Here is a 22,401-nt window from a genome sequence, read left to right on the forward strand (position 1 = left end):
CCAGCCTAGGGAAGAGCACTGACAGTGAGTGGCGTAGGTTTGCAGGGGGGCTGCGCCTACAGGTGTACGCGACGACCGAGAAGCAATGGGAGACAACGCGCTCATGAGCGATGTGCTGGAGCTGGTGGACGTATCCGTGGTCCGCGAAGGACGGGCTCTGGTGGACCAGGTCTCCTGGTCGGTCAAGGAGGGGGAGCGCTGGGTGATCCTCGGCCCCAACGGGGCGGGCAAGACCACCCTGCTGAACCTCGCCTCCAGCTACCTCTTCCCGAGCTCCGGCAGCGCCTCGATCCTCGGCGAGCAGCTCGGCAAGGTCGACGTCTTCGATCTGCGCCCGCGCATCGGCATGGCCGGTATCGCCCTCGCCGAAAAGCTGCCGCGCAGCCAGACCGTGCTGCAAACCGTCCTCACCGCCGCGTACGGCATGACGGCCAGCTGGCAGGAGAACTACGACGAGATCGACGAGCAGCGCGCCCGCGCCTTCCTCGACCGCCTCGGGATGAACGACTACCTCGACCGGAAGTTCGGCACCCTCTCCGAGGGCGAGCGCAAGCGCACCCTGATCGCCCGCGCGATGATGACCGACCCCGAGCTGCTGCTGCTGGACGAGCCGGCCGCCGGTCTCGACCTCGGCGGCCGTGAGGACCTGGTGCGCCGCCTCGGCCGCCTCGCCCGCGACCCGTACGCCCCCTCCATGATCATGGTCACCCACCATGTCGAGGAGATCGCCCCGGGGTTCACCCACGTCCTGATGATCCGTCAGGGCAAGGTGCTGGCCGCCGGCCCGCTCGAACTCGAACTCACCTCCAGCAACCTCTCGCACTGCTTCGGCCTCCCGCTGATCGTCGAGCGCAACGGCAACGACCGCTGGACGGCACAGGGCCTGCCCCTGACCTGAGCACCCGGCCGCCGCCCGCGGCAAGGACCGCCGAACGCGGCGCGTACTCGCCCCAGCTGACCGATCGTGCCCTGTCCCGGGACGCCGCACCGATCTACCATGAAGCCGTGGATCCATGGGTGTGGTGGCTGATCGCCGCCGTAGGACTGGGCATTCCGCTCGTCGTGACCGCGATGCCCGAATTCGGGATGCTCGCGGTCGGCGCCGTCGCCGGAGCCGTCACCGCGGGCGTCGGCGGCGGCACCGTCCTGCAATTCATCGTGTTCGCCGCCGTATCGGTCGCGCTTATCGCGGTCGTACGCCCCATCGCCAACCGCCATCGCGGCCAGAGCCCCCAACTCGCGTCCGGAGTCGACGCGCTGAAGGGCCGCAGCGCCACGGTCCTGGAGCGGGTCGACGGCGGGGGCGGCGGCCGCATCAAACTCGCCGGCGAGGTCTGGTCCGCCCGCGCCCTCGACGGCAATCAGGTCTACGAGCCCGGCCAGCAGGTCGACGTCGTCGAGATCGAAGGCGCGACCGCTGTCGTCATCTGACCCGAACACGCTGCGCGACGAGCCACGACTCTGAAACACTGATCAACGGCAAGCCGGTCGCCGGCCGGCAGGGACCAGCAACGAAGGGCACGGGAGCCGCTGTGGAACCGATCATCATCGTCCTGATCATTCTGGTGGTGCTCGTGTTCATCGCACTCATCAAAACGATCCAGGTCATCCCACAGGCCAGCGCCGCCATCGTCGAACGCTTCGGCCGCTACACCCGCACCCTCAACGCCGGCCTGAACATCGTCGTCCCGTTCATCGACTCGATCCGCAACCGCATCGACCTCCGTGAGCAGGTCGTGCCGTTCCCGCCGCAGCCGGTGATCACCCAGGACAACCTGGTCGTGAACATCGACACCGTCATCTACTACCAGGTGACCGACGCCCGCGCCGCGACCTACGAGGTCGCCAGTTACATCCAGGCCATCGAGCAGCTCACCGTCACCACCCTGCGGAACATCATCGGCGGGATGGACCTCGAACGGACCCTGACCTCCCGCGAGGAGATCAACGCGGCACTGCGCGGCGTCCTCGACGAGGCCACCGGCAAGTGGGGCATCCGCGTCAACCGCGTCGAGCTGAAGGCCATCGAGCCGCCGACCTCCATCCAGGACTCGATGGAGAAGCAGATGCGCGCCGACCGCGACAAGCGCGCCGCCATCCTCCAGGCCGAAGGTGTCCGGCAGTCCCAGATCCTCACCGCCGAGGGTGAGAAGCAGTCCTCGATCCTGCGCGCCGAGGGTGAGGCCAAGGCCGCGGCCCTGCGCGCCGAGGGTGAGGCCCAGGCGATCCGGGTGGTCTTCGAGTCGATCCACGCCGGAGACCCGGACCAGAAGCTGCTCTCCTACCAGTACCTCCAGATGCTCCCGAAGATCGCCGAGGGCGATGCCAACAAGCTCTGGATCGTGCCGAGCGAGATCGGCGACGCGCTCAAGGGCCTCGGCGGCGCCATCGGCAACTTCAACCCGGCCGGTGGCGGCGGCTCCATCCCCAAGCCCAGCTCGCCGAACCGGGAAGCACCCCCCATCGACTGACAACGCCGGGCCCCTGGTGCATGATCGGGCCGAACCGTACCGATCATGCATGGGGGGATCCGCGTGACCATCTGGGAAGCCGTCGCCGTCTTCGCCGCCGGAATCGGCGCCGGCACGATCAACACCGTCGTCGGCTCCGGCACCCTGATCACCTTTCCGGTGCTGCTCGCCTTCGGCCTGCCACCGGTCACCGCCAACGTGTCCAACACCCTCGGCCTGGTGCCCGGTTCGATAAGCGGCGCCATCGGCTACCGCCGCGAACTCACCGGCCAGCGCAGCCGGATCCTGCGCTTCTCCGCCGCCGCCCTCCTCGGCGGCCTCGGCGGCGCGGTCCTGCTGCTGGCACTGCCCGCCACGGCGTTCGACACCATCGTCCCGGTGCTGATCGCCGTCGCGCTCGTCCTCGTCGTCGCACAGCCCAAGCTCTCCGCGTGGGTCCGCGCCCGGCGCGAGCGCAACGGCACCACCGCCCACCCCGACGGCGGGCCCGCTCTGCTCCTCGGCCTGATGCTGGCCAGTGTCTACGGCGGCTACTTTGGCGCCGCGCAGGGGGTCATCTACGTCTCCCTGATGGGCGTGCTGCTCACGGAGGACCTCCAGCGGATCAACGCCCTCAAGAACATCCTCGCGGCCGTCGTCAACGGCGTCGCGGCGGTCTTCTTCCTCTTCGTCGCCCACTTCGACTGGACCGCCGTCGCCCTGATCGCCCTGGGCTCCACCCTCGGCGGCCAACTCGGCGCGAAGGTCGGCCGACGGCTGCCGCCCACCGCCCTGCGCGGCGTCATCGTCCTCGTCGGCCTGCTGGCCATCGTCCAACTCCTCCTGAAATAGGGGGAGCCGGACGATGGATGCAGCGGGTGCGCGCTACGCCGGTACCGCCAGCCACTCCGGCAGCGCGTCCCGCACCGACACCCCCAGCGTCGACAGCAGCGCATCCGCCGGTGTCGGCTCGAACGGCCGCCGCAGCAGCTGCATCCCCGCCTGCTCGGGCGTACGGTCCGCCTTGCGGTGATTGTCCTCCGCGCACGAGGCGACGGTATTCAGCCAGGTGTCCCCACCGCCGTGCGACCGCGGCACCACATGGTCCACGGTCGTCGCCCGGCGCCCGCAGTACGCGCACCGGTGCTGATCACGCACCAGCACCCCACGCCGCGACCAGGGCGCCCGTTGTCGGAACGGCACCCGGACATATCTGCACAGTCTGATCACCTGTGGCACCGGCACATCCACCGAAGCGGCACGGAGCCGCAGCCCCGGGTGAGCGTGTTCGACGACGGCCTTGTCCTGCATGACCAGTACCACCGCACGCCGCAGCGACACCGTCGACAGCGGCTCGAAGCTCGCGTTGAGCACCAGCGTCTCGCGCATCCCGTCCCACCTCCCGGACCCGCTCCGCCCCCGCGGCGAAGTTGCTCCACTGTGCAGCGGCAGGTATTCCCCGAACAACGCAATTTCCGCATGCCACAAGGGAAATGGCGGACGATCGGCAGATGAAAAAGAGGCGCTCCGGCGGCGCCCCGCACGACGCGGAAAAGCGAGCGCTCCGGGTCCCACCCCCGTGAACTACGTGGGACCCGGAGCGAACGGCAGCCGGCGAGGACACCCGAGACACAAACGGGCTCCGGCGAGCAACGGACGACACACCTGCGCCCCGCCGCTCCCGCCACTGCGGTACCAGCTGCCCGACGCCCTGATGACGGGCGGCGGCACGGACACCACTGTGCGTGGGGGAGCGCCGGGGCGCAACGGAATTACGGCGCTCAGCCCGCCGCGGGAATCTCGTACTCGGCGATCAGCTGAGCCCGCCCGAGAGTGTGGAACCGCAGATTGAAGCCCACCACGGCGGGCGAGGCATCCGCGTCCGGACCGAGCTTCTCCTGGTCCACCGCGTAGACGGTGAACACATAACGGTGCGGGCCGTCCCCGGGCGGCGGCGCCGCGCCACCGAACTCCCGCGTCCCGTAGTCGTTACGGACATGCACGGCGCCCTCGGGCAGCCCCTTCATCTCCCCGGACCCGGCACCGGCCGGCAGCTCCGTCACCGACGCCGGAATGTCGAACAGCGACCAGTGCCAGAAGCCACTGCCCGTCGGCGCGTCCGGGTCGTAGCAGGTGACGGCGTAGCTCTTCGTCCCCGCGGGCGCACCCTCCCACCGCAGCTGCGGCGAACGGTTCCCCTCGGCGAAGACCTGCTCCGGCCGCAGCGTCCCGCCCGGCTCCACCTCCTCGCTCAGCACCGTGAACTCCGGCACCGGCGGATGGAAATCGTGCGGGAGCGGCCGCCGCTTCAGCTCGGACACTGCAACACCTCCTGGTCGCTTGCTGACACCTGTCCGGCCAGGTTAGAGCCAGTTCCGCTTACCGCCGACCTCGGCCAGCCACTGGTTGAGGTATGCCGCCCAGTCGGTCCCCTCGAAGTCGTTCAGCCCCACCGTGAACGACCGGTAGGTGTCCGACCCCTCAGTGAACAGCCCCGGCTTCTTGTCCATCTCCAGGACGACGTCCATCTCCCGGTCGTCCGCCACGAACGACAGCTCGACCTGGTTGAGCCCGCGGTACTGCTGCGGCGCGTGGAACTCGATCTCCTGGTAGAACGGCAGCTGCTGCCGCGTCCCCCGGATGTGGCCCTGCTCCAGGTCAGCGGCCTTGAAACGGAACCCGAGCCGCCCGAACGCGTCCAGCAGCGCCTGCTGCGCCGGCAGCGGGTGCACATTCACCGGGTCGAGATCGCTGGAGTCCACCGCACGGGCGATCGCCAGCTCCGTCGTCACCCCGACGCTCATCCCGTGCAGATGCGTCCCCAGGAACGTGGTGATCGGCGTCTCCCACGGAATCTCCAGCCCGAACGGCACGGTGTGCGCCGCCCCCGCCTGCACGGTGAACTCCCCGCCCAGCTGGACCTTGGTGAACTCGACGTTCCGCTTGTACTCCTCCTCGCCGCTCTCCACCTCGACGCGCGCCTGCAGACCGACCGACAGCCCCTGGATCTCCTGGGCCACCGAACCGCCCTGGATCCGCACCTCACCCTGCACGACCCCACCCGGGACCACGTTCTCCTCGAAGAGCACCGTCTCCACCGACGCGCCCCCGGCGCCCAGGCTCGCCAGCAGCTTCTTGAATCCCATGCTCGTCCTCCCCAGGCGGAACGCCTGTGCTTTGTCCAGCGCGCCGAGATCTCGGCTTGATTCCTACGAACGCGAAACCGCGCAAGCCGGTTCCACGCCACACCTTCCCAACCCCGGCGCCTCCATGACCAGCCGACCTCCACAACGACTCCACTACGCTCGGTCCGCATGACCGACGTACCGGAACGAATGCCGCTCACCCGCGACTTCTTCGACCGCCCCGTCGTGGACGTGGCCCCTGACCTGCTGGGCCGCACCCTCCTCCGCAACACCCCCGACGGCCCGATCACCCTCCGGCTCACCGAGGTCGAGGCGTACGACGGCGAGACCGACCCCGGCTCCCACGCCTACCGCGGCCGCACCGCACGCAACGCCGCCATGTTCGGCCCGCCCGGCCATGCGTACGTCTACTTCATCTACGGGATGTGGTTCAGCCTCAACGTGGTCTGCGGCCCCGAGGGCAAGGCGAGCGCTGTCCTGCTGCGCGCCGGCGAGATCCTCACCGGCACACCCCTGGCCGCCGACCGCCGCCCCAAGGCCCGCAGCGCCAACGAACTGGCGAAGGGCCCGGCCCGCCTGGCCACCGCCCTCGACATCGACCGCACCCTCGACGGCACCGACCTGTGCACCGGCGGCGACGCCCCGCTCTCCCTGCTCGACGGCGACCCGCCGGCCCCCGAGCGGGTACGCAACGGCCCGCGCACCGGCGTCGGCGGAGACGGCGCGGACCACCCCTGGCGCTACTGGATCGCCGACGACCCCACCGTCAGCCCCTACCGCCGTCACGTCCCCCGCCGCCGCGCCACCACCGCTCCTTGACTCTGTGTCGCAAACCGCCTAACGTAGCCCGAGCCGCTGGAGACGGGCAGCGCTATCTGCGCAGACCGCCAGGCGGCGCAACCAACTACTCTCAACGACTCCCTAACGGGTCCTCTTTCGCGTTGCCGAAATTTGACCCCCGCCGACTCGATTATGAGTCGCCAGGGAAAGCCGCTAAAGTAGTAACCACGCCGAAAGGGCAGCAGTAAATAACTGCCCCAGGGTGGACCTCCGACGGAAATCGGAACCGGAATCGAAACGAAGCCGGATCTGTTAAAGTCGGAAAGGCCGAAAAGCGAAAGCGAAGCGGCCGACCCCGCTCCAACAGGGGGCCAGAGACGGAAACAGATCTGGTAAGGTTGGAAACGCGAAGAAGCCGAAAGGCGGAAACGCACCGGCGAAAATCGGAACCGCAAGGATCTGATAGAGTCGGAAACGCAAGACCGAAGGGAAGCGCCCGGAGATCCTGGTGAAACAGGAACAAAGGAAGCGTCCGTTCCTTGAGAACTCAACAGCGTGCCAAAAGTCAACGCCAGATATGTTGATACCCCGTCGACCGGAAACATCCGGGAGATGAGGTTCCTTTGAAAGTCCTGCCGACACCATGTGTGACGGTAGGCAATACACAGCGAGGACGCTGTGAACGACCGGGCCTATTCCGCCTGGTTGTTCCGCTCAACGCGAGTGTCACCCGATTACGGGTAAACATTCACGGAGAGTTTGATCCTGGCTCAGGACGAACGCTGGCGGCGTGCTTAACACATGCAAGTCGAACGATGAACCTCCTTCGGGAGGGGATTAGTGGCGAACGGGTGAGTAACACGTGGGCAATCTGCCCTTCACTCTGGGACAAGCCCTGGAAACGGGGTCTAATACCGGATACGACTACCGACCGCATGGTCTGGTGGTGGAAAGCTCCGGCGGTGAAGGATGAGCCCGCGGCCTATCAGCTTGTTGGTGGGGTGATGGCCTACCAAGGCGACGACGGGTAGCCGGCCTGAGAGGGCGACCGGCCACACTGGGACTGAGACACGGCCCAGACTCCTACGGGAGGCAGCAGTGGGGAATATTGCACAATGGGCGAAAGCCTGATGCAGCGACGCCGCGTGAGGGATGACGGCCTTCGGGTTGTAAACCTCTTTCAGCAGGGAAGAAGCGAGAGTGACGGTACCTGCAGAAGAAGCGCCGGCTAACTACGTGCCAGCAGCCGCGGTAATACGTAGGGCGCAAGCGTTGTCCGGAATTATTGGGCGTAAAGAGCTCGTAGGCGGCTTGTCACGTCGGATGTGAAAGCCCGGGGCTTAACCCCGGGTCTGCATTCGATACGGGCAGGCTAGAGTTCGGTAGGGGAGATCGGAATTCCTGGTGTAGCGGTGAAATGCGCAGATATCAGGAGGAACACCGGTGGCGAAGGCGGATCTCTGGGCCGATACTGACGCTGAGGAGCGAAAGCGTGGGGAGCGAACAGGATTAGATACCCTGGTAGTCCACGCCGTAAACGTTGGGAACTAGGTGTGGGCGACATTCCACGTCGTCCGTGCCGCAGCTAACGCATTAAGTTCCCCGCCTGGGGAGTACGGCCGCAAGGCTAAAACTCAAAGGAATTGACGGGGGCCCGCACAAGCAGCGGAGCATGTGGCTTAATTCGACGCAACGCGAAGAACCTTACCAAGGCTTGACATACACCGGAAAACCCTGGAGACAGGGTCCCCCTTGTGGTCGGTGTACAGGTGGTGCATGGCTGTCGTCAGCTCGTGTCGTGAGATGTTGGGTTAAGTCCCGCAACGAGCGCAACCCTTGTTCTGTGTTGCCAGCATGCCCTTCGGGGTGATGGGGACTCACAGGAGACTGCCGGGGTCAACTCGGAGGAAGGTGGGGACGACGTCAAGTCATCATGCCCCTTATGTCTTGGGCTGCACACGTGCTACAATGGCCGGTACAATGAGCTGCGATACCGCGAGGTGGAGCGAATCTCAAAAAGCCGGTCTCAGTTCGGATTGGGGTCTGCAACTCGACCCCATGAAGTCGGAGTTGCTAGTAATCGCAGATCAGCATTGCTGCGGTGAATACGTTCCCGGGCCTTGTACACACCGCCCGTCACGTCACGAAAGTCGGTAACACCCGAAGCCGGTGGCCCAACCCCTTGTGGGAGGGAATCGTCGAAGGTGGGACTGGCGATTGGGACGAAGTCGTAACAAGGTAGCCGTACCGGAAGGTGCGGCTGGATCACCTCCTTTCTAAGGAGCACTTCTTACCAACTTCGGTTGGTCAGAGGCCAGTACATCAGCGAATGTCTGATGCTGGTTGCTCATGGGTGGAACGTTGACTATTCGGCACACTTGATTGGTTGTCACTAGTACTGCTTCGGCGTGGAACGTGGTGATGGATCGAGTGGGCCGGGCACGTTGTTGGGTATCTGAGGGTACGGACTGTGGTCTGGACCTTCGCGATGCCGGCCCCGGTAAAGCACCAGATGGTGGTGTGTGACGGGTGGCTGGTCGTTGCTTGAGAACTGCACAGTGGACGCGAGCATCTGTGGCCAAGTTTTTAAGGGCGCACGGTGGATGCCTTGGCACCAGGAACCGATGAAGGACGTGGGAGGCCACGATAGGCCCCGGGGAGCTGTCAACCGAGCTTTGATCCGGGGGTGTCCGAATGGGGAAACCCGGCAGTCGTCATGGGCTGTCACCCGCTGCTGAACACATAGGCAGTGTGGAGGGAACGCGGGGAAGTGAAACATCTCAGTACCCGCAGGAAGAGAAAACAACCGTGATTCCGGGAGTAGTGGCGAGCGAAACCGGATGAGGCCAAACCAGTCACGTGTGATACCCGGCAGGGGTTGCGTGGTTGGGGTTGTGGGATCTCTTTTCTGCAGTCTGCCGGCTGTGGGACGAGTCAGAAACCGTTGATGTAGGCGAAGGACATGCGAAAGGTCCGGCGTAGAGGGTAAGACCCCCGTAGCTGAAACATCAGCGGCTCGTTTAAGAGACACCCAAGTAGCACGGGGCCCGAGAAATCCCGTGTGAATCTGGCGGGACCACCCGTTAAGCCTAAATATTCCCTGGTGACCGATAGCGGATAGTACCGTGAGGGAATGGTGAAAAGTACCGCGGGAGCGGAGTGAAATAGTACCTGAAACCGTGTGCCTACAAGCCGTGGGAGCGTCGCACAAGGACTTGTCCTTGTGTCGTGACTGCGTGCCTTTTGAAGAATGAGCCTGCGAGTTTGCGGTATGTTGCGAGGTTAACCCGTGTGGGGAAGCCGTAGCGAAAGCGAGTCCGAAGAGGGCGTTGAGTAGCGTGCCCAAGACCCGAAGCGGAGTGATCTAGCCATGGGCAGGTTGAAGCGGAGGTAAGACTTCGTGGAGGACCGAACCCACCAGGGTTGAAAACCTGGGGGATGACCTGTGGTTAGGGGTGAAAGGCCAATCAAACTCCGTGATAGCTGGTTCTCCCCGAAATGCATTTAGGTGCAGCGTCGTGTGTTTCTTGCCGGAGGTAGAGCACTGGATAGGCGATGGGCCCTACCGGGTTACTGACCTTAGCCAAACTCCGAATGCCGGTAAGTGAGAGCGCGGCAGTGAGACTGTGGGGGATAAGCTCCATGGTCGAGAGGGAAACAGCCCAGAGCATCGACTAAGGCCCCTAAGCGTGTGCTAAGTGGGAAAGGATGTGGAGTCGCAGAGACAACCAGGAGGTTGGCTTAGAAGCAGCCATCCTTGAAAGAGTGCGTAATAGCTCACTGGTCAAGTGATTCCGCGCCGACAATGTAGCGGGGCTCAAGCACACCGCCGAAGTCGTGTCATTGCCACAACAGCCCTAACGGGTGTGGTGATGGGTAGGGGAGCGTCGTGTGCCGGGTGAAGCAGCCGTGGAAACGAGTTGTGGACGGTTCACGAGTGAGAATGCAGGCATGAGTAGCGATACACACGTGGGAAACGTGTGCGCCGATTGACTAAGGGTTCCTGGGTCAAGCTGATCTGCCCAGGGTAAGTCGGGACCTAAGGCGAGGCCGACAGGCGTAGTCGATGGACAACCGGTTGATATTCCGGTACCCGCTTTGAAGCGCCAAACATCGAGCCCATTAATGCTAAGGCCGTGAAGCCGCCCTGATCTCTTCGGAGTTGAGGGGAGTGGTGGAGCCGCTGACCCAAGGTGGTAGTAGGTGAGTGATGGGGTGACGCAGGAAGGTAGTCCAGCCCGGGCGGTGGTTGTCCCGGGGTAAGGGTGTAGGACGCTGTCTAGGCAAATCCGGACAGCATGAAGTCTGAGACCTGATGCCGAGCCGATTGTGGTGAAGTGGATGATCCTATGCTGTCGAGAAAAGCCTCTAGCGAGTTTCATGGCGGCCCGTACCCTAAACCGACTCAGGTGGTCAGGTAGAGAATACCGAGGCGTTCGGGTGAACTATGGTTAAGGAACTCGGCAAAATGCCCCCGTAACTTCGGGAGAAGGGGGGCCATTGCTGGTGATCACTCTTGCAGTGTGAGCTGGTGGTGGCCGCAGAGACCAGCGAGAAGCGACTGTTTACTAAAAACACAGGTCCGTGCGAAGCCGTAAGGCGATGTATACGGACTGACGCCTGCCCGGTGCTGGAACGTTAAGGGGACCGGTTAGTCACATTTCGGTGTGGCGAAGCTGAGAACTTAAGCGCCAGTAAACGGCGGTGGTAACTATAACCATCCTAAGGTAGCGAAATTCCTTGTCGGGTAAGTTCCGACCTGCACGAATGGCGTAACGACTTCTCGACTGTCTCAACCATAGGCCCGGTGAAATTGCATTACGAGTAAAGATGCTCGTTTCGCGCAGCAGGACGGAAAGACCCCGGGACCTTTACTATAGCTTGATATTGGTGTTCGGTTCGGCTTGTGTAGGATAGGTGGGAGACTTTGAAGCGGCCACGCCAGTGGTTGTGGAGTCATTGTTGAAATACCACTCTGGTCGTGCTGGATGTCTAACCTGGGTCCGTGATCCGGATCAGGGACAGTGTCTGGTGGGTAGTTTAACTGGGGCGGTTGCCTCCTAAAGGGTAACGGAGGCGCCCAAAGGTTCCCTCAGCCTGGTTGGCAATCAGGTGTTGAGTGTAAGTGCACAAGGGAGCTTGACTGTGAGACTGACGGGTCGAGCAGGTACGAAAGTAGGGACTAGTGATCCGGCGGTGGCTTGTGGAAGCGCCGTCGCTCAACGGATAAAAGGTACCCCGGGGATAACAGGCTGATCTTCCCCAAGAGTCCATATCGACGGGATGGTTTGGCACCTCGATGTCGGCTCGTCGCATCCTGGGGCTGGAGTCGGTCCCAAGGGTTGGGCTGTTCGCCCATTAAAGCGGTACGCGAGCTGGGTTTAGAACGTCGTGAGACAGTTCGGTCCCTATCCGCTGTGCGCGTAGGAGTCTTGAGAAGGGCTGTCCCTAGTACGAGAGGACCGGGACGGACGAACCTCTGGTGTGCCAGTTGTCCTGCCAAGGGCATGGCTGGTTGGCTACGTTCGGAAAGGATAACCGCTGAAAGCATCTAAGCGGGAAGCCTGCTTCGAGATGAGGGCTCCCACCAACTTGATTGGTTAAGGCTCCCAGTAGACGACTGGGTTGATAGGCCAGATATGGAAGCCTGGTAACGGGTGGAGTTGACTGGTACTAATAGGCCGAGGGCTTGTCCTCAGTTGCTCGCGTCCACTGTGTGGTTCCCGGGTTGCGAACAGTCGCAATCGCTGGTTGAACCAAGTTTCACTTCAATTAACTGAAGAGTGTGCTTGTTCGCTCGAACCCGATAGGGTTTCGGTGGTCATAGCGTTAGGGAAACGCCCGGTTACATTCCGAACCCGGAAGCTAAGCCTTTCAGCGCCGATGGTACTGCAGGGGGGACCCTGTGGGAGAGTAGGACGCCGCCGAACAATCTTTCAGGACCCTTGGTCCCAGCGTTCATGCTGGGACCAAGGGTCCTTTTTGTTTTTATGCCGAAGCGCGCCGAAGTCATCGGTGCGTGAGAATGAATGCAGTACCGAAGACAGGAGTCACGTCGATGTCCACCAACTCTTCCGACGATCGTTCGGAGCGCCGGCCGCAGCGGCGCGACGACGGCGACCGCGGTGGTTTCCGGCGTGACGACCGCGACCGCGGGCCGCGCGGTGACAATCGCGGCGGTGACCGCGGAGGTTATCGGCGTGATGACCGTCGTGATGACCGTCCGTCGGGTGGTGACCGTGGCGGTTACCGCGGTGGTGACCGGCGGGACGATCGCGGTGGTGACCGTGGCGGCTTCCGTAGGGATGACCGTGGGCCGCGTCGTGATGACCGTCCGTCGGGCGGCGATCGGGGTGGCTTCCGCGGAGGCGACCGTCGTGACGACCGGCCGCGTGGGCCTCGTCGCGATGATGAGCGTGGCGGCGGGTTCCGGCGCGATGAGCGGGGTGGAGACCGGCCCGGTTTCCGGCGTGACGATCGTCCGTCGGGTGGTGACCGTGGTGGGTTCCGCGGTGGTGACCGGCGTGATGACCGTGGTGGCGATCGCGGTGGGTTCCGTGGTGGCGAGCGGCGTGATGACCGTGGCGGCGACCGCGGTGGCTTCCGGCGTGACGACCGGCGGGACGACCGTGGTGGCGAGCGTGGTGGGTTCCGCGGTGGCGAGCGGCGCGATGACCGTGGTGGTTTCCGTCGTGATGACCGGCCGTCGGGTGGCGACCGCGGTGGGTTCCGCAGGGACGACCGGCGGGACGATCGCGGTGGCGACCGTGGCGGTTTCCGGCGTGACGATCGTCCGTCGGGTGGTGACCGTGGTGGGTTCCGCGGTGGTGACCGGCGTGATGACCGTGGCGGTGACCGCGGTGGTTTCCGGCGGGATGACCGTCCGTCGGGTGGCGACCGTGGTGGGTTCCGGCGTGACGACCGGCGCGATGATCGTGGTGGCGATCGCGGTGGGTTCCGTAGGGATGACCGTCGGGATGATCGTGGCGGGGACCGTGGTGGTTTCCGGCGTGACGATCGTCCGTCGGGTGGTGACCGTGGTGGGTTCCGCGGTGGCGAGCGGCGTGATGACCGTGGTGGGTTCCGGCGGGATGACCGCGGGCCGCGGCGGGATGACCGGGGTGGGTTCCGTAGGGATGATGAGCGTGGTGGGCGGCGGCCGTATGGCGGGGGCCGGGGGCGGGATGACCGTCGGGACGATCGGCGTGATGACCGGCGGGACCGGGACCGGGAGCCGATCAAGCGGCTGCCGATTCCGGAGGATGTCACCGGTGAGGAGATCGACAAGGATGTGCGGCAGGAGCTGCTGAGCCTGCCGAAGACGCTCGCCGATGATGTCGCCAAGAACCTGGTGATGGTGGCGAAGCTGCTGGACGAGGACCCGGAGAAGGCGTACGGGTACTCGCGGGTGGCGCTGCGGCTGGCGTCCAGGGTCGCGGCGGTGCGGGAGGCCGCGGGTTTCGCGGCGTACGCGGTCGGTAAGTACAGCGAGGCGCTGGCGGAGTTCCGGGCGGCGCGGCGGATGACCGGCAGTGTGGAGCTGTGGCCGGTCATGGCGGATTGCGAGCGGGGTCTCGGCCGTCCGGAGAAGGCGATGGCCATGGCCGGTGAGCCCGAGGTGGCGAAGCTGGACAAGGCCGGCCAGGTCGAGATGCGGCTGGTCGCGGCGGGTGCCCGGCGGGACATGGGCCAGGCGGACGCGGCGGTGGTCACGCTGCAGAGCCCGGAGCTCGCGTCGAGTGCGGTGCACCCGTGGACGGCACGGCTGCGGTACGCGTACGCGGATGCGCTGCTGGCGGTCGGGCGCGAGGACGAGGCGCGCGACTGGTTCGCCCGGGCGCTGGAGGCCGACCAGGGCGGCACGACGGATGCCTCGGACCGGCTCGCCGAGCTGGACGGTGTGGAGTTCACCGACGCGCTGGATGAGGCCGATGAGCTGGACGAGTCCGACGCGCTGGGCGAGTCGGATGAGCCGGCCAAGGCCGATGAGCGGGACGAGGCCGGGGACAGCGGTGTGCAGGGCGAGGCGGGGTCCGCGCAGGACTGAGCCGGCCGTCGGCCCTGTGCTGAGGTGAGGTACGAGGAAGGGCGGGATCCCGGGATGGGGTCCCGCCCTTCGGCGTTGTGGGGAGGTCAGGAGGCCGGTGCGTAGGGGGCGATCGGGTTGCGGAGGGTGCCGATGAGCTGGAGGGCGCCTGCCGGGTCCTGGAGGTCGACCATCTCCTGGTTGTTGCGCAGCTGGAGGCGGTTGAGGCAGGAGAGCGCGAACTCGTCGGTGAAGAGGTCGTATTGCTGGAACTTGTCGGCGAGGTGCGGGTTGGCCGAGCGGTAGTCGGTGACGCAGTCGGCGACCGTGCGCCAGAAGGAGTCCTCGTCGAGGACGCCGTGGTCGTCGAGGGTGCTGCTGAGGAAGCGGAAGAAGCAGTCGAAGACGTCGGTGAAGACGGACAGCAGCTTCTTGTCCTCGGGGACATCGGCGCGGATGCGCTCGACGGCCGGCGGCAGGACCGCGTCGGGGTCCATGACGGCGATCTCCTCGGCGATGTCCTTGAAGATCACGCGGGCCACGGCGCCGTCCTCGATGACCAGGATGGCGTTCTCGCCGTGCGGCATGAAGACCAGGTCGTAGGCGTAGAAGGAGTGGAGTACGGGCGTGAGGTAGGCGTCCAGGTAGCGGCGGAGCCAGGCGGTGGGCTCCAGGCCGGACTCCTCGATGAGGGCGGCGGCGAGGGAGCCGCCGTCGTCGTCGGTGTGCAGGAGGGAGGCCATGGTGGCCAGGCGCTGGCCGGGTTCGAGGGTGGGGACGGGGCTTTCGCGCCACAGGGCGGCCAGCATCTTCCGGTACGGGGAGCCCGTGGCGGTGGCGGCCTCGTACTGGCGGTGGTGGTAGCCGATGGCGGCGCGCTCACGGATGATCGAGAAGCGGGCGGCCCGGAAGGTGTCGTCGGTGTCGATGAGGCGGGCCAGCCAGTCGTTGATGGCCGGGGTGGCCTCCATGTAGGACGCGGACAGGCCGCGCATGAAGCCCATGTTGAGGACGGAGAGCGCCGTCTTGACGTAGTGCTTGTCGGGGCTGGTGGTGTTGAAGAAGGTGCGGATCGACTGCTGCGCCAGGTAGTCGTCGTCGCCGGGGCCCAGGCATACCAGGCGCTGCTGGGCGACTTCGGCGGCGAAGGTGACGGAGAGCTTGTTCCACCACTGCCAGGGGTGGGTGGGGAAGAAGTAGTAGTCGGCGGGGGCGAGGCCGAGGGTGGTGAGGGTGGCGGTGAAGCGGGCTCGGGTCTCGTCGGGGAGTTCGTCGCGGATCAGGGCGTCGTAGTCGAGGCCGGTGCCGGCGGTGAAGGTGGCGTGGTCGCGGTGGGCGGCGAGCCAGATCAGCCGGAGCGGGGCCGCGGTCTCGGGGGCGTAGGCGTGGTACTCGTGGACGCCGAAGCCGAGCCGGCCGTTGTTGGCGACGAAGCAGGGGTGGCCCTCGGTCATACCGGTCTCGATGGCCTGGAACGACGACTTCGCGAGCTCGGCGGCGCCAGGGCGGCCGGCGGCGAGTTTGTAGGCGGTACCGGAGAGGGTGGAGCTGATCTCCTCCAGGTAGACCGGGAGGATCGCGTCGCCGAGCCCCAGGGAGTTACGGAGTTCGAGGAAGAACGCCAGGGCGTCCAGGGGGAGTTCGGCGTCCTCGCGGTGCCGGGTGATGCTGTCGGCGTCGATCTGCCAGTGGTCCAGGGCCCGTCTGCGGGCGGCGAAGCGGTACTCGGTGCTGTCGTCGTCGCTGCGTATCGCGTAGTGGCCGTCCTGCGGGAGGCGCCGGGGGGTGAGCAGCCGCTCATGGGCGAATTCGGCGAGGCCCTTGCGGATCAGCAGCCGGTTGGCGCGGGCCCACAGGTCGGGGGTGAGGTGGGCGACGGCGTCCCGGGCGGAGAGGTGCGGGGTGCCGTCGGAGGGGGCGGTCATCGGTGGTCTCCTCGGGTGGCCAGGAACTGGTCGCGGGTGCAGGTGCTGAGGTAGGCGTCTTTGGCGGGGAGCGAGACGGTGCGCTCGATCTCGAAGCCGACGGCCTTGTTGAGGGCGTGCACGGCGGTGTTGCGCGCGTCGGGCTCGACGACGACGCGGCGGGTGGCCGGGTCGGCGAAGAGCATCTCCATGACGGTGGTGATCACGGCGAGGGTGAAGCCGTGCACGGGGGTGTCGGTGGGTGCCGACAGGAAGTGCATTCCGACGTCGCCCGGTTCGGCGGTGTGGATGCCGACGAGTTCGCGGTGGGCGGGGTCGTAGCGCTCCATGAGGAAGGCCGGGGTGCCGTTGTGCAGGCCGAGGAAGGCGTCGTGGAAGGGGTCGGCGGCTATCCGCGCGAATTCCTGCTCGACGGCGGGGAGGTCGCAGTCCTGCATCAGCCAGAAGGCGGCCTTGGGGTCGGTGACCCAGCGGTGCAGCAGTGCGGCGTCGCCGTGCGGGTCGACCGGGCGGAGCGAGAACTCCCCGAGTGCGGCGTCGGTGCGGGTGAAGAGGGGAGTGGTCATGCCGGGAGCTCCATGGGGTGGTGCGGGCCGGCCGGGGCGGCGAATTCCTGGAAGGCGATGGCCTTTTCGACCGGGTAGTACTCGCGGCCGAGCAGTTCGCGGATGATGCTCGCGTTGCGGTAGGCGGCCATGCCGAGGTCGGGGGTGACGAAGCCGTGGGTGTGCAGCTCGGCGTTCTGCACGAAGATGCCCTGGCCGGTGGTGTCGATGCTGTAGTTGCGCGCCACGTCGTAGCGTCCTGCGTCGTCCCAGACGATGCGGTCGCGGACGGGGGAGAGGAAGTCCGGTACGCGGTAGCGGTAGCCGGTGGCGAGGATCAGGCCCTGGGTGTTGAGGGCGAAGTCCGCGCCCTGTTCCTCCTGGCGCAGGCCCAGGGTGTAGGTGCCGGAGTCCTCGTCGTAACTCGCCGTTTCCAGGGCGGTGTTGGTCAGGAGGCGGGTGTTGACCGGGCCGGCCAGGTTCTTTTGGTAGAGCAGATCGAAGATGTCGTTGATCAGCTCGGAGTCGATGCCCTTGTAGAGGTGCTTCTGGGTGGCGTTGAGGCGGTCGCGGGTGGCCGGCGGGAGGGCGTGGAAGTAGTCCACGTACTCCGGGGAGGTCATCTCCAGGGTGAGCTTGGTGTATTCGAGGGGGAAGAAGCGGGGGGAGCGGGTGGCCCAGGTCAGGCGGTAGCCGTGGCTGTCGATGTCCTGGAGGAGGTCGTAGTAGATCTCGGCCGCGCTCTGGCCGCTGCCGATCAGGGTGATGCTGTCCTTGGCCTGGAGGGACGCCTTGGCGTCGAGGTAGCCGGCGTTGTGCAGCAGGTCGCCGCCCAGGTCACGGCAGGCGTCGGGGATGTGCGGCGGGGTGCCGGTGCCCAGCACGAGCCGGCGGGCGCGGAAGGTGTGGCGTTCGCCGGTGGGCTGCTCGGCGTGGACGGTGTAGAGCTCTTCGCGCGCGTCGTATGCGACGGTGGTGACCTGGTGGGCGAAGCGGATGGAGTCGAGTTTGCCGGCCGCCCAGCGGCAGTAGTCGTTGAACTCGGCGCGCAGCGGATAGAAGTTCTCGCGGATGTAGAACGAGTACAGCCGCCCCGATTCCTTGAGGTAGTTCAGGAACGAGAAGGGGGAGGTGGGGTCGGCGAGGGTGACCAGGTCGGCCAGGAACGGCACCTGGAGGTGGCTGCTGTCCAGCATCATGCCGGGGTGCCAGTCGAAGGACGCCTTGTCGTCCAGGAACAGGCCGTCGAGTCCGTCGATGGGCTCGGTCAGACAGGCCAGGCCCAGGTTGAACGGGCCGAGGCCGATGGCGATGAAGTCGTAAGGGGCGGACACAGAGTCTCCGATGAGGACGGTTCGGCGGGGGAGGGTCAGCGCGCGCTGAGGGCCGGCCGGGGCTGCTCGGCGAGGAAGCTGCCGGCGTGGTCGGCGATCAGATCGAGGACGGTGGCGACGTCCTCCAGCGTGGTCTCCGGGTTGAGCAGGGTGAACTTGAGGTAGTGGCGGCCGTCGACGACGGTGCTCGCCACGATCGCCTCACCGGAGGCGAACAGGGCTTCCCTGGCGTGCAGGTTGACCCGGTCGCTGAGTTCGGGGTCCTGGTCGGTGGTGGGGACGTAGCGGAAGACCAGGGTGCTGAGCTGGGGCTCGACGACGACCTCGAAGCGGGGGTCGTCATGCAGCAGTTTCCAGGCGTCCGCGGCCCGGTCGACGACCTCGTCGAAGAGTTCGCCGACGGCCTGGGCGCCCATGATGCGCAGGGTGAGCCAGAGCTTGAGGGCGTCGAAGCGGCGGGTGGTCTGGATCGACTTGTCGACCTGGTTGGGGATCCGCGCCTCCGCCATGCGGCGGGGGTTGAGGTAGTCCGCGTGGTAGGTGACATGCCGCAGGGTGGCGCGGTCGCGGACCAGGATGGCGCTCGAACTGACCGGCTGGAAGAAGGACTTGTGGTAGTCGACGGTCACCGAGTCGGCGCGCTCGATGCCGGACAGCAGGGCGCGGCGGCGGGAGACCAGCAGCCCACAGCCGTAGGCGGCGTCGACATGCATCCAGGCGCCGTACCCGGCGCACAGTCCGGCGATCTCGGGGAGCGGGTCGATGGAGCCGAAGTCGGTGGTGCCGGCGGTGGCGACGACGGCCATGGGTATCAGGCCGTCGCGGCGGCAGCGGGCCAGTTCGGCGGCGAGCGCGTCGGTGCGCATCCGCTTGGTCTCGTCGCTGGGGACGGCGATGACGGCTTCCGCGCCCATGCCGAGCAGGGTGGCCGACTTGCGGATGCTGAAGTGGCTGCATTCGGAGGTGAGGATGCGCAGCCGGGGCAGTACGTCGGTGAGCCGGGCGTCCGCCGGGGAGCCGTCGCGGGTCAGCTCCTGGCGGCAGGCCTCGTCGCGGGCGAGCAGCATGGCCTGGAGGTTGGACTGGCTGCCGCCGCTGGTGAAGATGCCGTCGGCCGCCTCGCCCAGGCCGATCCGCTCGGCCGTCCAGTCGATCAGCCGGCGCTCGATGAGGGTGCCGCCCGCGCTCTGGTCCCAGGTGTCCAGGGAGGAGTTGACGGCGGAGAGCACGGCCTCGCCGACCAGGGCGGGGATCACCACGGGGCAGTTGAGGTGCGCGAGATACCGCGGGTGGTGGAAGTAGACGGCGTCGCGGAGGTAGACCTCTTCGAGTTCGTCGAGCGCGGCGGCCGCGTCGTGCAGGGGGGCGTCGAGATCCACGCCGGAGACGGTGGGGGTGAGAGCGTCGACGGTGACGCCGGTGAACGGGCGGGTGGTGCCGGCGATTTTGGCGCTGACCCTCGTGACGCTCTCGGTGACCGCGCTCCGGTAGCGCCCGGCCGTGCCGTTGTTGAGCAGATACGCCCGGTTGTCGGCCGGGTCCTCGGCAGAGTGCGCGAGGAGACTCATGAAGATGTCCTCCCTGGTACGGAGTTGACCACGTCCTGCGCAGGGCAGGGCGTACGCAGGGGCAGGGAGACCCCGCCCGGCGACGTAGTGAGGTAAGCCTAACCTAACTAGGTCGCGGGTGGGGCCGGGGCGTGGCCGTACTCCGGGCAGGGGACGGTCAGTTCATGGGGTCGTCCAGGGTGCGCAGGACCAGGCCCGTCGCGGGCTTGGGCCCGAACGAGGTGGATTTCCTCGGCATCGTCACACCCTGCTCGGCGAGCTGGCGGACCGTCTCCTCGGAGGTGGCGCGCATCAGCACGGCCGTACCGCCGTGCCGGGCGGCCTGCTCGACGGCGGCTCCGGTGTGATGCAGATAGCCGATGTCCGACGGGTGGTCAGGGATGTGCCAGACCTCGTCCAGCAGCACGGAGTGCAGCACGGTCGCGTCCAGCTGCCGCCAGGCCCCGGGCCGGTCCCGGCGGATCGTACGGTCCAGCAGACCGGGATCGGGACGGTCCAGGAGATGGAAGGAGTCCGGCCCGCCCGCGAGTACGAAGGCGGTGCCGGGTGTCTCCTCCAGGGCCTCCAGGGCGGCGGACAGCTCGCCCGGGAGTACGCGGGTGCGGAAGGCGCCGGCCAGGTCCGCCAGCGCCTTGGCGGGCGGCAGATGCGGCAGTACCCGGTGGATCGCGCGGACCTGGAGCGGATAGCGGGCGGTGTCCACCAGCAGCACCAGGCCGGAGGCCCAGGGCGAGTCCGCGGTGCCGCCGGGCCGCTGCTCGTACAGCCGCTGGTAGGTCGCCCAGCGGTGGTGGCCGTCGGCGATCAGGGCCTGCCGGTGGGCCAGGTCGTCGTTGACGGCGGTGAGGTCGGCGGGGTCGGTGACCGCCCACAGGCGGTGCGCGAAACCGTCCTCCGTAGTGGTGGCGAGCAGCGGAGTGCCCTCCACCACGCGCTCGATGACCGCGGCGGCGCCGGTCGCGGTGCCCTCACCGCGGTAGGAGAGCAGCAGCGGTTCGAAGTTCGCGGCCGCCGCCCGCATCAGGGCGGCCCGGTCCTCGACCACCTCGGGGATGACGCCCTCGTGCGGCAGCACCGGACCGTCCAGGCGCAGCGCCCCGATCAGCCCGCGCTGCAGCACCTCACCGGAGCGCTGCTCGTACACGTACAGTGCGGGCTCGGCGTCCTGCGTCAGCACGCCCTCGCTGCGCCAGCGGTGCAGGGTGTCGGCGGCCTGGCGGTGGCGGGTGGTGGGGTCCGCGGCGTGCGGGAGGATCAGCCGGACGATGTTGTACGGATCGGCGGTCTCCAAGTGGCGCACGCCGTCCGGCCGGACCACCACGTCGTACGGCGGGGACATCACCGCGGTCAGGCTGCTGACCCGCTCCGGGGCGTATCGCAGTCCGCGGAACGGAAGGAGGCGGAGGCCGTCGGTACTGGTCATTGAAGAATGCTATGCCGCCGGAGGGATGAGGGAAGATCGGGGGACAGCCCGTGCGTGGCTGGAAATATCGGTATGCGCGAAGTGGAGGGCGAGAGTCCCCACGGTGCGGTGAGTGCGCCCCCGAGGGCGACGGTTCCCCGGCGCGATGTGTGGAACGAGGAGCGAGACGGCATGAACGAGCAGGTTCGCAGGCGGCCCGACGGATGCCGGCACGCGCTGAGCGAGGCATATGACACCGCGCTGCTGGATCTGGACGGGGTGGTCTACGCCGGCGGACAGGCCATCGAGCACGCCGTGGCCTCCCTGACGCACGCGCAGAAGGGCGGGATGCATCTCGCCTATGTGACCAACAACGCCGCCCGGACCCCGCAGGCCGTCGCCGACCAGCTGTCCGGTTTTGGTCTGCCGACCGGTCCGGAGGATGTGATCACCTCGGCGCAGGCGGTGGCGCGGATGATCTCCGAACAGGTGCCGCCGGGCGCGCGGGTGCTGACCATCGGCGGCGAGGGGCTGCGGGTGGCGCTGCGCGAGCGCGGTCTGGTCCCGGTCCGCTCCGCCGACGACGATCCGGCCGCCGTGGTGCAGGGCTTCGACCCCTCGTTGGACTGGGAGCGGCTGGCGGAGGCGGCGTACGCGGTGCAGCGCGGGGTGCCCTGGTTCGCGTCCAATACGGATCTGACGATCCCCAAGGAGCGCGGGATCGCCCCCGGCAACGGTGCGCTGGTGGAGATGGTCCGGACCGCCGCGGGCGGCACTCCGCAGGTGGCGGGCAAGCCGCAGCCGCCGATGCACCGGGAGGCGGTGCTGCGCACCGGTGCGCAGCGGCCGCTGGTGATCGGCGACCGGCTCGACACCGACATCGAGGGGGCCTGCAACGGCGGGGTCGACTCCCTGCTGGTGCTCACCGGCGTCACCACCCCCGCCGAGCTGCTGGCCGCCCCGCCGCACCACCGCCCCGCCTACGTGGACGAGGACCTGCGCGGGCTGCTGACGCCGCAGCCGGAGGTGACCGCGGCCGACGGCGGGTTCCGGTGCGGCGGCTGGCGGGCCGAGGCGGCCGGGGACACTCTGCTCGTGGAGGGCGAGGGCACGCCCGTCGACGGGCTGCGGGCGCTGTGCGCGGCGGCCTGGACGGCGGCGGGGGACGGCAGTTACGGGGCGGACACGGGACAGGCGCTGGCGCGGATCGGCAGCTGAGGCGGTG

At 66.9% G+C, this 22,401-nt stretch carries 16 protein-coding genes and 3 rRNA genes; 11 read left to right on the top strand and 8 right to left on the bottom strand.

The features are described 5' to 3' along the window. Window positions 1-85: 85 nt before the first annotated feature. The 4 genes from STRTU_RS27950 to STRTU_RS27965 all read left to right on the top strand — a co-directional run bounded on the left by STRTU_RS27950 (window position 86) and on the right by STRTU_RS27965 (window position 3,302). Window positions 86-898, top strand: coding sequence for an ABC transporter ATP-binding protein (locus tag STRTU_RS27950; RefSeq protein ID WP_159747392.1), 813 nt, complete (start codon window positions 86-88; stop codon window positions 896-898). A 119-nt stretch (window positions 899-1,017) separates the two neighbouring features. After that, window positions 1,018-1,431, top strand: a complete 414-nt coding sequence (locus tag STRTU_RS27955) for an NfeD family protein (RefSeq protein WP_042161519.1) — start codon at window positions 1,018-1,020, stop codon at window positions 1,429-1,431. A gap of 101 nt (window positions 1,432-1,532) precedes the next feature. Further along, the gene (locus tag STRTU_RS27960; protein ID WP_159747393.1) at window positions 1,533-2,471 is read left to right on the top strand and encodes an SPFH domain-containing protein; all 939 of its coding nucleotides are present in this window, start codon (window positions 1,533-1,535) and stop codon (window positions 2,469-2,471) included. Window positions 2,472-2,534: 63 nt separating this feature from the next. Next, on the top strand, window positions 2,535-3,302 hold the full coding sequence (locus STRTU_RS27965) for a sulfite exporter TauE/SafE family protein (RefSeq protein ID WP_159747394.1): 768 nt from the start codon (window positions 2,535-2,537) through the stop codon (window positions 3,300-3,302). A 33-nt stretch (window positions 3,303-3,335) separates the two neighbouring features. Here STRTU_RS27965 and STRTU_RS27970 read toward each other — a convergent pair whose 3' ends face one another. The 3 genes from STRTU_RS27970 to STRTU_RS27980 form a co-directional block, all read right to left on the bottom strand. Beyond that, window positions 3,336-3,839 carry an HNH endonuclease gene (locus STRTU_RS27970; protein WP_159747395.1) on the bottom strand — a complete coding sequence of 168 codons (504 nt, stop codon included), beginning with the start codon at window positions 3,837-3,839 and terminating at the stop codon, window positions 3,336-3,338. A gap of 392 nt (window positions 3,840-4,231) precedes the next feature. Further along, the gene (locus tag STRTU_RS27975) at window positions 4,232-4,771 is read right to left on the bottom strand and encodes a YbhB/YbcL family Raf kinase inhibitor-like protein (RefSeq protein WP_159747396.1); all 540 of its coding nucleotides are present in this window, start codon (window positions 4,769-4,771) and stop codon (window positions 4,232-4,234) included. 42 nt (window positions 4,772-4,813) lie between these two features. After that, window positions 4,814-5,596, bottom strand: coding sequence for a sporulation protein (locus STRTU_RS27980; protein WP_159747397.1), 783 nt, complete (start codon window positions 5,594-5,596; stop codon window positions 4,814-4,816). 168 nt (window positions 5,597-5,764) lie between these two features. Here STRTU_RS27980 and STRTU_RS27985 point away from each other — a divergent pair, with 168 nt between their 5' ends. The 6 genes from STRTU_RS27985 to STRTU_RS28010 all read left to right on the top strand — a co-directional run bounded on the left by STRTU_RS27985 (window position 5,765) and on the right by STRTU_RS28010 (window position 14,423). After that, a complete protein-coding gene (locus tag STRTU_RS27985) occupies window positions 5,765-6,415 on the top strand; it encodes a DNA-3-methyladenine glycosylase (protein ID WP_159747398.1) in 651 nt (216 codons plus the stop codon). A gap of 708 nt (window positions 6,416-7,123) precedes the next feature. Next, window positions 7,124-8,652 (top strand): 16S ribosomal RNA (locus STRTU_RS27990). A 300-nt stretch (window positions 8,653-8,952) separates the two neighbouring features. Next, a 23S ribosomal RNA gene (locus tag STRTU_RS27995) occupies window positions 8,953-12,073 on the top strand. Window positions 12,074-12,189: 116 nt separating this feature from the next. Continuing rightward, window positions 12,190-12,306: ribosomal RNA gene (gene rrf, locus STRTU_RS28000) — 5S ribosomal RNA — on the top strand. Together the 16S, 23S and 5S rRNA genes form the textbook arrangement of a ribosomal RNA operon. Window positions 12,307-12,555: 249 nt before the next feature. Further along, window positions 12,556-13,686 carry a hypothetical protein gene (locus tag STRTU_RS28005; RefSeq protein WP_218039368.1) on the top strand — a complete coding sequence of 377 codons (1,131 nt, stop codon included), beginning with the start codon at window positions 12,556-12,558 and terminating at the stop codon, window positions 13,684-13,686. Next, entirely contained in the window at window positions 13,623-14,423 is an 801-nt protein-coding gene (locus STRTU_RS28010; protein WP_218039357.1) for a tetratricopeptide repeat protein, read from the top strand. The genes STRTU_RS28005 and STRTU_RS28010 overlap by 64 nt, the downstream gene beginning before the upstream one ends. Before the next feature lie 86 nt (window positions 14,424-14,509). On the opposite strand, the gene STRTU_RS28015 is transcribed toward STRTU_RS28010, so the two are convergent. From STRTU_RS28015 to STRTU_RS28035, 5 genes are all read right to left on the bottom strand, one after another. After that, complete coding sequence (locus tag STRTU_RS28015) at window positions 14,510-16,327, bottom strand: IucA/IucC family protein (RefSeq protein ID WP_159747400.1); 1,818 nt, start codon at window positions 16,325-16,327, stop codon at window positions 14,510-14,512. Then, entirely contained in the window at window positions 16,324-16,893 is a 570-nt protein-coding gene (locus STRTU_RS28020; RefSeq protein WP_159747401.1) for a GNAT family N-acetyltransferase, read from the bottom strand. Before STRTU_RS28020 ends, STRTU_RS28015 begins: the two co-directional genes overlap by 4 nt. Then, window positions 16,890-18,206, bottom strand: coding sequence for a lysine N(6)-hydroxylase/L-ornithine N(5)-oxygenase family protein (locus STRTU_RS28025; RefSeq protein ID WP_159747402.1), 1,317 nt, complete (start codon window positions 18,204-18,206; stop codon window positions 16,890-16,892). The genes STRTU_RS28020 and STRTU_RS28025 overlap by 4 nt, the downstream gene beginning before the upstream one ends. Before the next feature lie 35 nt (window positions 18,207-18,241). After that, entirely contained in the window at window positions 18,242-19,774 is a 1,533-nt protein-coding gene (locus STRTU_RS28030; RefSeq protein ID WP_159747403.1) for a pyridoxal phosphate-dependent decarboxylase family protein, read from the bottom strand. 157 nt (window positions 19,775-19,931) lie between these two features. Next, window positions 19,932-21,197, bottom strand: coding sequence for a DUF1015 family protein (locus tag STRTU_RS28035; RefSeq protein ID WP_159747404.1), 1,266 nt, complete (start codon window positions 21,195-21,197; stop codon window positions 19,932-19,934). Between the two features lie 171 nt (window positions 21,198-21,368). Between STRTU_RS28035 and STRTU_RS28040 the strand changes: the two genes are divergently transcribed. Next, a complete protein-coding gene (locus STRTU_RS28040; protein WP_159747405.1) occupies window positions 21,369-22,394 on the top strand; it encodes an HAD-IIA family hydrolase in 1,026 nt (341 codons plus the stop codon). The last annotated feature ends 7 nt before the right edge of the window (window positions 22,395-22,401 follow it).

Source organism: Streptomyces tubercidicus (assembly GCF_027497495.1).
In the GTDB taxonomy this organism is placed as follows: Bacteria; Actinomycetota; Actinomycetes; order Streptomycetales; family Streptomycetaceae; genus Streptomyces; species Streptomyces tubercidicus.